The organism is Metabacillus litoralis (assembly GCF_003667825.1).
In the GTDB taxonomy this organism is placed as follows: domain Bacteria; phylum Bacillota; class Bacilli; order Bacillales; family Bacillaceae; genus Metabacillus; species Metabacillus litoralis_B.
Genome location: NZ_CP033043.1, coordinates 2458947 through 2474361, shown reverse-complemented (window position 1 = coordinate 2474361; position 15415 = coordinate 2458947). Strand labels below are relative to the sequence as shown.

General features: G+C 32.3%; 14 protein-coding genes. All 14 read left to right on the top strand.

Going from position 1 to position 15415, the window contains the following annotated elements:
* The first annotated feature begins 44 nt into the window (after positions 1-44).
* The 14 genes from D9842_RS12300 to D9842_RS12240 all read left to right on the top strand — a co-directional run bounded on the left by D9842_RS12300 (position 45) and on the right by D9842_RS12240 (position 15267).
* Positions 45-983, top strand: a complete 939-nt coding sequence (locus tag D9842_RS12300) for a glycosyltransferase family protein (protein ID WP_121662788.1) — start codon at positions 45-47, stop codon at positions 981-983.
* 57 nt (positions 984-1040) lie between these two features.
* Complete coding sequence (locus tag D9842_RS12295; RefSeq protein ID WP_121662787.1) at positions 1041-2489, top strand: MBOAT family O-acyltransferase; 1449 nt, start codon at positions 1041-1043, stop codon at positions 2487-2489.
* An 18-nt stretch (positions 2490-2507) separates the two neighbouring features.
* On the top strand, positions 2508-3602 hold the full coding sequence (locus D9842_RS12290) for a hypothetical protein (protein WP_121662786.1): 1095 nt from the start codon (positions 2508-2510) through the stop codon (positions 3600-3602).
* Between the two features lie 171 nt (positions 3603-3773).
* Complete coding sequence (locus D9842_RS12285; protein ID WP_306821522.1) at positions 3774-4892, top strand: glycosyltransferase family 4 protein; 1119 nt, start codon at positions 3774-3776, stop codon at positions 4890-4892.
* Positions 4893-4928: 36 nt separating this feature from the next.
* Positions 4929-5921: an SDR family oxidoreductase gene (locus tag D9842_RS12280; RefSeq protein ID WP_121662785.1), complete on the top strand. Its 993-nt coding sequence runs from the start codon at positions 4929-4931 to the stop codon at positions 5919-5921.
* 30 nt (positions 5922-5951) lie between these two features.
* On the top strand, positions 5952-7064 hold the full coding sequence (locus tag D9842_RS12275; RefSeq protein WP_121662784.1) for a glycosyltransferase family 1 protein: 1113 nt from the start codon (positions 5952-5954) through the stop codon (positions 7062-7064).
* 5 nt (positions 7065-7069) lie between these two features.
* Positions 7070-7957 carry a glycosyltransferase family 2 protein gene (locus D9842_RS12270; protein WP_121662783.1) on the top strand — a complete coding sequence of 296 codons (888 nt, stop codon included), beginning with the start codon at positions 7070-7072 and terminating at the stop codon, positions 7955-7957.
* Positions 7958-8144: 187 nt separating this feature from the next.
* Positions 8145-10085: an asparagine synthase-related protein gene (locus D9842_RS12265; RefSeq protein ID WP_121662782.1), complete on the top strand. Its 1941-nt coding sequence runs from the start codon at positions 8145-8147 to the stop codon at positions 10083-10085.
* Positions 10086-10090: 5 nt separating this feature from the next.
* Positions 10091-10249, top strand: a complete 159-nt coding sequence (locus D9842_RS25905; RefSeq protein ID WP_162987247.1) for a hypothetical protein — start codon at positions 10091-10093, stop codon at positions 10247-10249.
* A 78-nt stretch (positions 10250-10327) separates the two neighbouring features.
* On the top strand, positions 10328-11290 hold the full coding sequence (locus tag D9842_RS12260) for an HPr kinase/phosphorylase (protein ID WP_257536037.1): 963 nt from the start codon (positions 10328-10330) through the stop codon (positions 11288-11290).
* 5 nt (positions 11291-11295) lie between these two features.
* Positions 11296-11760: a lasso peptide biosynthesis B2 protein gene (locus D9842_RS12255; protein ID WP_121662780.1), complete on the top strand. Its 465-nt coding sequence runs from the start codon at positions 11296-11298 to the stop codon at positions 11758-11760.
* A gap of 1 nt (position 11761) precedes the next feature.
* Entirely contained in the window at positions 11762-13573 is a 1812-nt protein-coding gene (locus D9842_RS12250; protein WP_121662779.1) for an ABC transporter ATP-binding protein, read from the top strand.
* A gap of 159 nt (positions 13574-13732) precedes the next feature.
* Positions 13733-14026 (top strand): lasso peptide biosynthesis PqqD family chaperone, encoded by a 294-nt coding sequence (locus tag D9842_RS12245; RefSeq protein WP_121662778.1) that lies wholly within the window; start codon positions 13733-13735, stop codon positions 14024-14026.
* 71 nt (positions 14027-14097) lie between these two features.
* Positions 14098-15267, top strand: a complete 1170-nt coding sequence (locus D9842_RS12240) for a nucleotidyltransferase domain-containing protein (RefSeq protein ID WP_121662777.1) — start codon at positions 14098-14100, stop codon at positions 15265-15267.
* Positions 15268-15415 lie beyond the last annotated feature (148 nt).

Genomic DNA, 15415 nt, shown 5'->3' with positions numbered 1-15415 from the left:
TAAATACCTTAGTTACTATCAATAAAAAATTAGGGAGAGCTAATATGACAACCACTAAAAAAAAGGGTTTTATAACAATAGCTACTGGCAAAGAGAAATACTTTCTTCTTGCCAGGAATTTATTGTATTCTTATCGCAAATTCACAAAAAATCCTCTTCCCTTTGCATTGATTACCGACAGGGAGAATGAATACACTACTGAATTTGATGATGTAATTATTATAAATGATTCATCTTTCAATTTTATGGATAAGCTTAAGCTCTACAAATATACTCCTTATGATGAAACTATATTTATTGATGCTGATAGCCTAGCTTATGGTGATCTAAATACATATTGGGAATACTTTTGTGATGCAGGAGATTTCTCTTGCTTCGGACATTTCTATGAAGATATCAACACTAATAGAGGTTGGTTTTTTAATGATGGACTTGGAGAATACAAAGATAAAATTTCCTTCATTCCTTCTTTTAATGGCGGTATTTATTTTTTTAGAAAAACACCTACTTGTCAATCTATATTTGAATTGGCAAATTATTTTGCAGACAGTTACAGTAAATATTCGTTTGCGATGTTTGATAAACCAGCAGATGAACCTGTACTAGCTTTGAGTATGGCATTGCACAATTGTAAACCGGTAGATAATTATCCTCAATCAAAGGTTTTTTTACCGGCAATTAAAAAACTCTCTGCTGACATTTTTAATCAGGAAGTAACCTATAGATCTCACAAAGAGAATAAGAAAGGGACTGCAATATTGATTCACTGGGCTAATTTTAATACAACGAAAGCTTTATATAAGTTTGAAGTCGAGAAACTATTAATAATGTATAAAGGAGATAAATTAACAGCAATTGAGAATATCTTATACACCATAAAGTTAAGATATTTTTATTACAAAATATTGGATTGCTGTAAATCTTCTAATATTGGATTAAGAAAGTTTTTTTATTATACAAAAAAAACGATATCTCGAAATTGATAAATTCAATATTAACCTTAAGTTTTATTTTAAAAAAGATGATGATGGAGAATTATTATGTTATTTAACTCATTTGAATTTATCTTTGCATTTTTACCAATAGTGTTTATCATCTATTTCCTTCTAAATAAAAGTAGACTAATTCTTGCTTCTAAGGCATGGCTAGTAGCTAGTTCATTATTCTTTTATAGTTGGTGGAATGTAGCGTACTTACCTTTAATTCTAATATCAATGTTTATTAACTATGCTATTGGAACTAAATTAGGTAGAGAAAATTTAAGAATTAATAGAAAAATAGTTTTAACATTAGGAATTCTATTCAATGTTATATTACTTGGTATTTATAAGTACTCTGATTTTTTTATTTCTAATGTTAATGGTTTATTTTCTACAAATATGCCACTGTTGAAGCTTGCTCTGCCTTTAGCCATTAGTTTCTTCACATTTCAACAAATAGCTTATCTGGTAGATGCATATAGAAATGAAACAAAGGAATATGATTTTTTAAATTATGCATTATTCGTAACATTCTTTCCGCAATTAATTGCAGGCCCAATTGTTCATCATAAAGAAATGATGCCTCAATTTGAAAAATTGAAAAATAAAGTTATTGATTATCAGAATATCGCTTTAGGTATATTTGTTTTTTCTATAGGATTATTTAAGAAAGTAGTAATAGCTGATTCTTTTGCAGTTTGGGCAACTAAGGGTTTTGATGAAACTGAAACACTTACATTTGTGGAAGGTTGGATTACCTCTTTATCTTATACTATACAATTATACTTTGATTTCAGTGGATATACAGACATGGCTATTGGAGCTGCACTTCTTTTTAACATTAAACTGCCTATAAATTTTAATTCTCCATATAAGGCTTTGGATATACAAGACTTTTGGAGAAGATGGCATATTACACTTAGCCGTTTTTTAACCCAATACATTTATATACCTCTTGGTGGAAATAGAAAAGGAAAAAATAGAACCTATATTAATATATTAATTATTTTTTTAATTAGTGGCTTCTGGCATGGTGCTGGTTGGACATTTGTTTTTTGGGGCCTTTTACATGGAATAGCAACTGTCATAAATCGATTTTGGAAAGCACAAGGAATTAAGTTGAATAAAATTGTAGCCTGGTTTATTACATTTAATTTTGTAAATATAGCATGGGTATTTTTTAGAGCCACAACTTGGGGGGATGCAATTAAAGTTCTAAAAGGAATGTTTGGGTTTAACGGAATTGTGTTACCGAGCTTTGAGATTCTTTCCTTTGTTGAAAGCTATGGATTTACATTAGGCTCTTATTTTATCGATTTAAGCGAATTATTAAGAATTGCTCCATATTTGCTTATTGCATTAATCATTATTATTTTTTGTAAAAATTCAAATACAATGACAAATACTTTTAGGCCTAATATATTAACTTCAGTATTTATAACTGTTGCTATTGTATACTGCATTTTAAATTTTAACAAAATAAGTGAGTTTTTATATTTTAACTTTTAAAAAGGGAGTCTATTAAAATTGAATAAAAGATGGATTAGAATGACAGCTGCGTTGATACTTATATTCTCTGTCATCTTGGTATCGATTAACTTTGTAGTTGACCCGTTACAATTTTATCGAGTGAAAGAAAGAGATGCAGTTTACTGGGGAGAACAAAGGTGGCAATTAGCAGGTCTCGCAAAAAATTATGACTATAACACAGTAATATTAGGAACCTCAATGACAGAAAACTTTATTCCAAGTGAAGTTGATCGACAATTCCAAGGAGCAAAAACGTTAAAGTTATCAATGTCAGGTTCTTCAACTCATGAACAAAGTCTGATAGCAAATTTGGCATTTAGTAACAAAGAAATAAAAAATGTTATTTGGGGAATTGATTATACATCTCTAAGTAAAGATGAAAAATTAACTGAGGAATTTCCTATATTTCTTTATGATAACAATATTTTTAATGATTTGAATTATTTGTTTAATATTACCACCATAAAATATAGCCTAGCTTCAGCATTCTATAAATTTGCACCTGAACGTGCTGAATTATCTTTATACTTTCTCAATTTAAAGGATCAGCCTAATCAAGACTTAAATCGTTTAAGTTACTGGGGAGATCTTTTTCAATATGGAGAAGAAATAGTAAGAGCTGATTATTTTCAAGAGATAAAAGAGATAAAAGAAACTAAAAATGACTTACAAAAACAATTTAATTTTAGTAAGTTTAAGGAAAATATTGACAATAATATTCTACCCTATGTTATAAGTAACCCTGAGACAAATTTTTATTTCTATTATCCTCCATATTCAATCCTAATGAATAAACGTTTTTACTATGTCGATAATCAAATAATGGAGGATATTATTAAAAGTAGGGAGTATTTCTTCACTCAATTACAGACTTACCCAAACGTAAAGATTTACGATTTTACAACAGAAAAGGATATTACACATAACCTGAGCCTATACAAAGATACAATGCACCACCACCCAGACGTGAATAAATTTATTCTAGAGTCTTTCGGGAGAAATAAATATTTAGTAACTGAAGAAAATTTAAAAGTCTACCTTAAGGAGTTTAAAACCCAGATAGAGGGTTACTCAGTTGCACATATAGACTAATTAAATAGTATAAATATATTCTTGACATTAAGGTGGGTCCAATATATCATGTTCATTATAGAGAACATTAAGTTAAAATGTTTATTTTTTTATGTTTGATTGTTCTTATTAAAGAACCACCTAGACGAGTTTGAAGCCGTTATACATGTTTTGTATAGGGAGAGTTTAATAATGAAAATCCTAATATTAGCAAACTTCGGTATGGGACTATACAACTTTAGAAAAGAGTTATTAGCGGAGCTAATTAAACAAGGTAACGAAGTTTACATTTCCTTGCCTCATGATGAATATGTAATAAAACTTAAAAGTTTAGGCTGTCAATATTTAGAGACTGAACTCGAGAGGAGAGGAACTAATCCTCTTAAAGACACAAAGCTATTCCTTCATTATATTAAGCTTATTAAGGAAATAAAACCGAACCTTGTCCTAACCTATACGATTAAGCCAAATGTCTACGGTGGTCTTGCATGTAGAGTGACCAATACCCCGTATATTACCAATATAACAGGGTTAGGTACTGCACTTGAGAGTAAGAGTAAGATCCTAAAGTTTACGATGTCCCTCTATAAAATAGGTCTTAAAGATTCCTCTTGCTTATTTTTTCAAAATGATAACAATTTAAAGTTCTTTATAAAGAATAAGATCGTAAAAAACAAAACTAGGCTAGTTCCTGGTTCTGGTGTAAACATACACCTCCATTCACTTGAAAAATATCCTGAGGAAGATCACACCATTAGGTTCCTTTTTATCGGAAGGATGATGAAAGCAAAAGGCATCGATGAACTCCTCCAAGCAGCTAGCATCATTAAAAGGAAATTTCCCAATACACAATTCGACTTAGTTGGTGGTTGTGAAGAAGATTACCAACACCAATTAAAAGATCTCCAAAGTTTGAATGTAATTACCTACCATGGCCAACAACAAGAAGTCCATTCTTTTATTAAGAAATCACATGCTACCATCCTACCTTCCTATCATGAAGGAACAGCGAATGTACTCCTTGAATCAGCATCAGCTGGTCGTCCCGTTCTCGCCACGAGAGTTCCGGGTTGTAAAGAAACCTTTGATGAGGAAATCACAGGTTTAGGGTTTGAAGTAAAAAATGTAAATAGCTTAGTTGATACCATCGAAAAGTTTATAAGCATGCCTTATGAACAAAAGCAAGCAATGGGAATTGCTGGGCGGACAAAAATGGAACGGGAATATGACCGAAGGATTGTGATAAATGCTTATTTAGATGAAATTAATGAGGTTGCAAGTAAAATTTGGAAAAAGAATACTACTAAATAGTAAAGTTACTTTTAAATACCATTGGAGGTTATAAGTATGGGATATCAAAATATTAGCTTTCCAGAGAAAACAAAGTTTTTAGTAACAGGGTCAGCTGGATTTATTGGGTCTAATTTAGTTGAAGCCATTATCAACTTAGGCTACCAAGTTAGAGGACTTGATAACCTCTCTACTGGTAAAAAAGAAAATGTAGATTTATTTCTTCATCATCCTAACTATGAATTTGTTGAAGGAGATATTCGTGACCTTGATACATGCATGAAGGCATGTGATGGTGTAGATTTTGTGCTTCATCAAGCTGCATGGGGAAGTGTTCCAAGAAGCATTGAATTACCACTATTATATGAAGAAATAAATCTAAAAGGTACTTTGAATATGCTGGAGGCGGCTAGACAAAATGGTGTGAAAAAGTTTGTCTATGCATCAAGTTCCTCTGTATACGGAGATGAACCCACTTTGCCTAAACAGGAGGGAAGAGAGGGAAAAGTATTGTCGCCATATGCGCTTACTAAAAAATCAGATGAGGAATATGCCCGTCTGTACACAAGTCTTTATGACCTTGATACCTATGGCTTAAGATATTTTAATGTATTCGGAAAGAGACAAGACCCTGATGGAGCATATGCAGCGGTTATTCCAAAGTTTATTAAGCAGCTGCTGAATGATAAGCAACCAGTCATTAACGGAGATGGAAAACAAAGTAGGGATTTTACCTATATTGAAAATGTTATTGAAGCTAATTTAAAGGCTTGTAAGGCAAATAGTGAGGCAGCTGGAAAGGTTTTTAATATTGCTTATGGAGGTAGAGAGTTTTTAATTGATATCTACTACCATTTAACACAAGCATTAGGAAAAGATATACAACCTATATTTGGTCCCGAAAGAAGGGGAGATATTAAGCATAGTAATGCTGATATATCCAAAGCTAAAGAGCTATTAGGCTATGATCCAGAATGGAGTTTTGAAAAAGGAATTGAAGCTGCGATAGATTGGTATAAAGCGGATTTAAAAGCTTTAAAAGTCGTTTAAGATTTTGATAGTTGACCGGGAGGATTGTAAATGACAAAACCTATTAGAATTCTACATGTAGTAGTCAATATGAACAGAGGTGGGGCAGAGACACTCATCATGAATTTATATAGAAATATCGACCGGTCAAAAGTGCAATTTGATTTTTTAACTTGTAAAGAAGGGGTTTTTGATTCAGAAATTAAACAACTCGGTGGAATTGTTCATAGAATCCCATATGTTAGTGAAGCAGGTCATTTTGGTTATATTAAGGCCTTGAACAATTTCTTCTCAAAATATAGTAATTATAAGATCGTACATACACATTTAAATAAAATGAGTGGATTAGTGGTACGGTCAGCCAAAAAATTTGGAGTGAAATACTGTATAACCCATAGTCATAACACAGGTGGAGAAGGAAGTTTTCTGGCTCAGTCGTATAAATGGTATTCCGGTTTATATATTCGGTCGAACTCAGACTTTAATTTTGCTTGTTCAGAAGCTGCTGCTAAATGGCTATTTAGAAGTAAATCAAATGATGTAAAGCTACTTAACAATGGAATAGAAGTGGAGACTTTTCATTATTCTCCAGATGTAAGAAAGATGAAAAGGAATGAGCTAGGAATTCATGATTCACAATTAGTCATTGGTCATATAGGACGATTTACGAAGCAGAAAAATCATCAGTTTTTAATTGAGGTTTTTGCTGATGTTTTAAAAAGAAGACCTAATGCTATCTTGTTGTTATGTGGTGACGGTTTCCTAAGAGATGAAATTGAAAATAAAGCAAAAATATTAAATATACATGAAAATATTAAATTTTTAGGTGTTAGAAGTGATATAAACCAATTACTTCAAGCATTTGATGTATTTTTATTTCCTTCTTTGCACGAAGGTTTACCTGTGACACTTATTGAGGCACAGGCAGCAGGTGTACCTTGTGTAATTTCAAATAAAATTACAGCTGAAGTGGACCTAGGATTAGGATTAATTAAATATTTAAACATTGAAAATATTGATTTGTGGGTCTCTGAGCTGAGGGATCTAAATCCTAAACAAAGAGAGCTAAATAAAATTAAAATAAACCAGATTAGAGAACGGGGCTATGATATTAAAAGCACAACAAGCTGGCTGCAAGACTTTTATCTGTCAAAAACGAGGTGATTTTCTTGCCAATTTTAACAGTTTTTACACCTACATTTAATCGTGGATATATTCTTCATCAGTGTTATGAAAGCCTTAAAAGGCAAACAAATAAGGAGTTTATATGGTTAATTATTGATGATGGATCGTCTGATAACACTGAAGAACTAGTTAACAGTTGGATCAAGGATAATGATATTTCAATCAGTTATTTTAAGCAGGAAAACCAAGGGATGCATGGTGCTCATAATACTGCGTATAGCTTAATAGATACAGAATTAAATGTTTGTATTGATAGCGATGATTATATGCCAGATGATGCTATTGAAAAGATTATCTCATTTTGGAGAAAACATGGTAGTAATGAAGTAGGAGGTATGATAGGGCTCGATTGCAAAAGTAATGGTGACATTATCGGGACAAAATTACCAGCAGAGCTGAAGAAATCAACCTTATTTAACCTATATCAAAAAAAAGGGGTTAAAGGTGATAAAAAGATTGTATATCGAACAGAGCTATCAAAGAAGTTTCCTTATCCAGTGTTTCCTAATGAAAAATTAGTCCCCTTGTCATATAAATATTTTATGCTAGATCTTGAATGTGAATTGCTACTGCTAAATGAACCACTATGTGTAGTTGAGTATCTACCTGATGGATCATCTATGAATATCTTCCGACAATATAGAAATAGTGCAAACGGTTTTAGATTTTATCGTATGGAAATGATGAAGTTGCCTAATACTTCTTTAACTTTTAAGTTTAAGCAGGCAGTGCATTATGTGTCTTGTAGTTTATTTACAGAGAGTAGGAGTCTAACAATGCAATCTCCTCAAAAATTGTTAACTATTTTTGCACTGCCATTAGGGGTAATATTAAATAAATATATTAATTTTAAAATACAAAGAAGTGATTAAGGTTTATTAAATAAATATGAAACGAATAGGTATTGACACTTAATTTAAGCAGTGTTACTTTTGTGTTATGACGTTCTTTTTAAAGAACGAATATGTTTTGATTTACGAGATTATTAGTTGATTTTTCTATAGTAAACACCTTTTTTGTCATTAGTAGTTCTTAAATAAGAATAAGCTGGAGGGCTTTATGAGTGCAATAGCTGGTATTTATCAAATGAATAAAGAACCAATAAACACAGATCACTACAAAAGGATAATGGATTCGTTATTACATTTTCCAGCTGATGACACTCAGGTGTGGATAAAAGATGAAGTATTTCTTGGTTGCCATGCACAGTGGATTACTCCAGAATCAGTAGATGAAATGCTACCATTTTATGATGTAGAACAGGGAATGGTCATAACCTCAGATGCGATTATCGATAATAGGGTAGAACTTTTTGAGAAACTTCAAATAAGTGAAAATAAAAGAAAAACGATCCCAGATAGTTATTTAATTCTCCAAGCATATAAAAAATGGGGAGACGATTGTCCTGAATATTTAGTTGGTGACTTTGCTTTTGTGATTTGGGATGAAAAAAGGCAAAAGTTATTCGGTGCTAGAGACTTCTCTGGAGGCAGGACACTCTACTACAATAGCGACCTCACACAGTTTACCTTTTGCACAACTATTAAACCTTTATTAAGTCTTCCATATATTAGTAGTGTATTGAACCAAGAATGGATAGCTGAATTCCTAGTCATTGCTGGAATGGTAGATGTGGCTGATACATCCATTACTCCCTATAAGGAAATCAAACAATTACCTCCTGCGCATAGTATAACAGTACAAAATGGGAAAGTTTCATTAAAGCAATATAAGTATTTAAAATGGGAAAGTTCTCTTCAGAACCTTTCTAATAATGAATATATCGAAGCTTTTCAAGAAGTGTTTCAACAGGCTGTTTCTTCTCGAATAAGAACTTATAAGACAGTTGGAGCACAGTTAAGTGGTGGGCTTGATTCAGGTTCTATCGTTAGCTTCGCTGCAAGAGAATTAAAAAAACAAAATAAACAATTACATACTTTTAGTTACATACCGCCTAGTGATTTTACTGATTATACTCCTAAACACTTAGTAGCAAATGAAAAACCATATATTAAATCGACTGTAAATTATATAGGGGGATTAAAAGATCACTATTTTGACTTTGAGGGAAGGGATTCATATTCAGAAATTGATAGTGTGATGAGTCATATGGAAACACCCTATAAGTTTTATGTTAATTCTTTTTGGTTAAAAGGAATGTTTGAACAAGCTAACAAAATGGATATTGGAATACTACTTAATGGTGGTCGAGGCAATCTTTCAATCTCTTGGGGAGATGCCTTTCCATTCTATGCTCAGCTACTAAAACGATTTAAGTGGGTTCGACTTTTATCGGAGGTAAAGTCATTTAGTAATAATGTTGGCTCTGGACGGAAAACCATATTGTCGTCAGTTCTAAATCAAGCTTTTCCAATATTACAAAGAAATTCTAATTTATCAACTACTCATACGCCACTTATTAATCAGGAATTTGCAAATCGGACTCGTGTATATGATAAGCTGAGGAACCTATATGAAATTGACAAAACAGGGCAATCTTTAATAAAAGACTCAGTTGCTCTTCGTAAACAACATTTTGAACAGTTATTCCAGTGGAATGCTAGTAATTCACTTGCAGCAAAATTGTCTTTACATTACTCAGTTTGGAAACGAGATCCGACCAATGATTTAAGAGTAATAAGGTTTTGTATGTCAATACCACACGAGCAATATGTTCAAAATGGGCTGAATCGTGCCTTGATTAGAAGAGCAACTGAAAACTATTTACCTGATAATGTTCGTCTAAATATGAGAGTTAGAGGGGTTCAAGGTGTGGATTGGGTGCACCGTATTATCCCGAGATGGAATGATTTTACATATGAGGTTTCAACCATGTGTAACGATAAGGCATTTATGGAGATTGTTAATGAAGAGAAATTACTAGATGCTCAAGAATGCTTACATGAGCCTGTCAAACCTCAACATGCGTATTCAAGGCATCTAAAGATATTAATGGATAGCCTTGTCCTTTACCGTTTCATTAATAATGAAGGGAGGTGAATAATTTGACGAAAAAAGCATGGGCACAGCCTAAGTTCGAGTTTCTTAACATAAATATGACTGAAGCTGCTACTTACGATGAGCCAGAACACGATGAAGCTTATAATGGTGACCAAACAAGAAGAAAGCCTGATGGCAAATTAGTACCACATCATGAAAGCTAAGGTTGAAATTAACATGGTTAAAGGCTCTTATACACCTGTGTAAGGGCTTCTCCCTTATATAATTGAATTTTATTTGGAGTGAGAATTTTGGAAACTACTAAATATAACATGTATAAAGCATTTGGTCTAACTATTAAGAGTGAGATTATTTTGCAAGAGCTAATACAACGGAGATATTCTGAAGCTGCTGATATTGAAATTAAGATAAACACAAGCCTTAAAAATTGTTTTAAAAGTAGACCCTTTGAGTTTTTGGTAGAAAATCAAACTGTTACATTTATGGTACCTGAGATTGCGATTTTCCAAGTTAAAGATGGTAAGGAGATAACAGTTTCTCCTTTTGAAGGAGCTAACCAGGATATTATTCGATTATATTTATTAGGCTCTAGCTTCGGGGCTTTGCTGCTTCAGAGAGGTATTTATCCTTTACATGGTAGTGCTATTGTAATAGATGGTAAAGCTTTTGCCATTATAGGTGACTCAGGAGCCGGAAAATCCACACTTGCTTCAGCTTTTATGGAAAGGGGATATCAATTGTTAAGTGATGATGTTATAGCAGTCAAGTTTTCAAAGGAAAATCTTCCAATCGTAATCCCTTCTTATCCACAGCAAAAGCTTTGGCAGCAAAGCCTCGACGCTTTTGGTATTAGTAACGAAAAACTGAGACCGATTTATGGAAGGGAAAGTAAATTTTGTAAGCCGGTAATAAAAAATTTCCATACAACACAGCTTCCTCTAGGTGGAATTTTTGAACTAGTTAAAACGAATGGTGATTCAATTTCTATCCATCCTATACATGGACTTGATTTACTGCAGAAACTCTTTACACATACATATCGCCAATTTCTTATTCCTAAACTAAATTTAACTAAATGGCATTTTATTAAATCCACTTTATTAGCAGAGCGTCTTCCTTTTTATCAAATTAAAAGGCCAGAAACAGGATTCTCTGCTTTCCAGATTGTTGAGAAGATACTAACAGAAATTAATAGTTCAGGAAACAATACTAATACTCAAAATGAAATAATAGTAAATAGGTGAAATATATGATAGGAAAATTTAAGGTTCTTATGAGTTTGGACTTAACGACAATAGGTTTATTAATAGAAGCCTTCCTTTATCTAGGGTGGGCTCGGTTTCAACTAATGTATCTCCCATTTTCAAAATTAGCGCTCTCTCTCGGTGTATATATGAAGGAAACAAAAGTAGAGGATACAGAAAGTCATAATAGTAAATTGAAACATATTCGACATTCAATTCAAGTTATGAGTAAGTATACCTTTTGGGAAAGTAAATGCTTAGTTAGGGCTATTGCAGCACTAAAGATGCTAGAAAGACGTAACATAGATAGTACCCTTTATTTAGGAACAGGTACAGATGAGAATGGTAAAATGATTGCTCATGCTTGGTTAAGGAGTGGTTCAATGTATGTGACCGGTTATGAGGAGATGTATAGATTCACGGTCACTGGTAAATTTGCGAAAATGACAAATCTTGTGGGTGGAAAATAAGATGAAACTATCACCATTATTAGTTTTCTTAAGAAAACTTCATAACTATTCAGGGAAAATACTATATATCAATCTATTTGGAAGTATGTTAATGGGGCTTTTAGAAAGTGCTGGAATCTTATTGCTTATACCATTATTAAGTGCAATTGGGATTGTCGAGATAAGTATAAATGATATACCAGGTATTCAAGTATTTAATTTTCTAGAAAATATCCCGACAGAACAAGCCTTACTTATCATTTTATTTTTCTATGTAATCTTGGTATCAAGTCAGGCCCTCCTTTCTAGAAATATAGGATTAAGAGAAATAAGAATTCATACTGGTTTTATAAATCATATTCGATTAGATCTTTATTGCTCTTTGTTGAAGGCGGATTGGGAATTTTTCACCAAAAGAAGAAAGTCAGATTTAGTCAATTCTCTTACTTCTGAACTTGGAAGAGTAACGAACAGCACATTTTTATTATTACAATTTTTAGCCTCCCTTGTTTTCACAGTAATTCAAATTGTAATTGCATTGTTTGTCTCTGTTAAGATGACACTTTTTGTTTTATGTTGTGGATTGATTATAACCTTCTTATCTAAAAGTTTTTTTAGAAGGTCCAGGGAATTAGGGAAGGTAATGAATGAATTATCTCAAAGATATTTAGCAGGAATTTCAGATCATTTTAATGGTGTTAAAGATATTAAAAGTAACTTATTAGAGGCTTCACAATATAGATGGTTATCCACTTGGTCTGATCTTGTTGCAAATGAAAGATATGAAAGCGCAAAAGTTCGCAGTAATTCAAAACTGACTTATAAGCTATTTTCCACTATGATGATTGCTTTATTTATTTATATATCTTTTAATTTTTTTCAGAGTGATGGAGCATTAATGTTATTGATTATTATGATTTTTACTCGTTTATGGCCTCGTTTCACAGGTATACAATCAAATTTAGAAAACATATCATCTGCCATGCCTGCTGTTGAGAAAATTATGGAGCTTCAAGAATCTAGCAATAAATCTCAGGACTTAGGTGGTCTTGTAAGCATCAAGGAGAAAAGAATTGATAAAATTAATATTAATGATTCATTGGAGTGTTCAAACGTTTTTTTTCGCTATAACGATGAATCTACTAAGTATATACTCGAGGAAATTAATTTGAAAATCAGAGTAAACCAAATGACAGCTATTGTTGGCAAATCAGGTGCAGGGAAAAGTACACTTATTGATATATTAATGGGTTTTCTAAAACCTGAATCTGGCACCATATTAATTGATAATAAAAAACTCTCAAATAGTGACTTGTTATCACTGAGAAACTCGATAAGTTACGTGCCTCAAGATCCTTTTCTATTCCATGGAACTATACGTGATAATTTATTAATGATAAAACCAGATTCTAGCGAAGAAGAATTATGGGAAGCAATGGATTTTTCTTCAGCTGCTGAATTTGTGAGGAACTTACCTAACGGACTCGATACATTAATTGGGGACCGAGGAATTAAGTTATCTGGTGGAGAAAGACAACGAATTGTTTTAGCACGTGCAATCTTAAAGAAACCTTCTATATTAATACTAGATGAAGCAACAAGTGCTTTAGATTCAGTAAATGAAATGAAAATCAAACATGCAATCGAACAGTTAAAAGGTAGTATGACGGTTATTGTTATTGCCCATAGACTATCAACCATTAGAAATGCAGACCAAATTCTTGTAATAGAGAATGGTAAGATTGTTCAATCTGGGGGATATGATGATCTCGCTAATGATGAAAAGGGATTATTCAGTGAGTTATTAGGAAATCAACTAAAAATTGCAAATTAAATTAACATGTTATAACTACTGAATGTATTACTTTTATAACTATTTCATGTACTTTTAATTTCGACAAAAAATGAGAGCCATGTTGAACAGATAGACAAAATAGTCAAATTATTTTAAAAAGAACAAAAATTACAACATCTAAAAGGGAGGAAGTTATTTATGATTAAAACTCAGAAAATTTTAATAAGTCATATTGCTCAACAGAGAGAAGGAAATATTGAAAGTGATATGGATGGAGAAAAGGTAATGTTAAATTTAGAAAATGGTAAATATTATAATCTAGGTGGGACTGGTGGAGTTATATGGGATTTAATGAAAGAACCAATTTCCATTTCAAAAATAATAGATAGATTACTTCTAGAATATGATGTTGAACGGTCAGAATGTGAGGAGCAGGTAATGGAATTTATCAATCTATTAAATGATGATGGTTTGTTAATATTAGAGTCATAATTTTAGGATATAAAACACTTATGAAATGAGAAATAATAGGGGGATTTGCTAAAAGAAGGAGGGGAAATAATATGAATGACAATCAAAAATTGGATTTAGCAAATGTCCCACAAGAATTAAAAGTTATTCTTAAGTTGCTGAGAACAAGTAATGTTAATGATGAGCTGTATTCTGATATAGATTGGGATCTTTTTATTCAACAAGTTATTCACCACAGAGTATTTCCTCTAGTATATCCACTCTTTAAAAAATACGATGGAGGAGTAATTCCAAAACAAATCATTGAGCAACTATCATATCTATACAAACAAAACACATTTAAAATGCTGTTTTTAACAGCAGAAATGGAGAACATAAGCCGTTTTTTTACCGAGGCTAAAATGCCACTTATCTTCCTTAAAGGTCCAATAATTGCTCATGAGTTATATGGTGATGTTTCATTTAGAACATCGAGTGACCTTGATTTCATAATACCAATTGAGCATCTTACTAGAGCAGAAGAAATCCTAGTTAATATTGGCTATGTAAAAGATGATTACTTTAAGTCAGTTTTAAATGACTGGAAATGGAGACATCATCATGTTACTTTTTTTCATCCACAGAAAAAGTTAAAGATAGAAATTCATTGGAGGTTACATCCAGGTCCTGGGGTAGAACCAAAGTTTCAAGAATTGTGGAGTAGGAGAGTAAAGAGTAAGTTAACAAGCTATCCAGTTTATATGCTGGGAAAAGAAGACTTATTTGTATTTCTAGTTGTACATGGGGCAAGACATGGCTGGTCACGAATTCGTTGGTTATTTGACATTCATAGATTGGCGGAACAATCGGTTGATTGGATTGAGGTGAACAAGTTACTCCGTAAATATCAATCTTATAATGCTGGTGCACAGGCTCTTATATTATCAAGTAAGCTTTTCAATACAAAAATCAAAGAACCAATGAAAGCATTAATAAAAAACAAACGTGCCAAAGCACTTGCACAAGATGCGATATTTTACTTGGAGAGGATGGTTAATCTTCATACAGATCCAGTTCCTAAAGAAGTGTTTAGCTATCACTCTCATCACTTATTTTCTCTCATGACGAAAAGACAAAAGCTCATGTATATTTTAAGTATTGTTCATCCTTTTGCAGAAGATGCAGAAGTATTTCCTTTACCAAAACTATTTCACTTTTTATATTTTCCTCTAAGGCCTTTTATTGTGTTTTGGAGGAAAAAAAGAAAGCATGTAATATCCTAGGAAGTATGGAACTGAACTTATTTGACAGTCGATGTTGAATGAGACATTGTTCGTTCTACTCTTCTTGGGAGTTTAGGCAACTACAAGTATATAGGAAGAAAACTTGGTTACATAAAAATCAAGTGATATCAGTATAAAATCACTCACA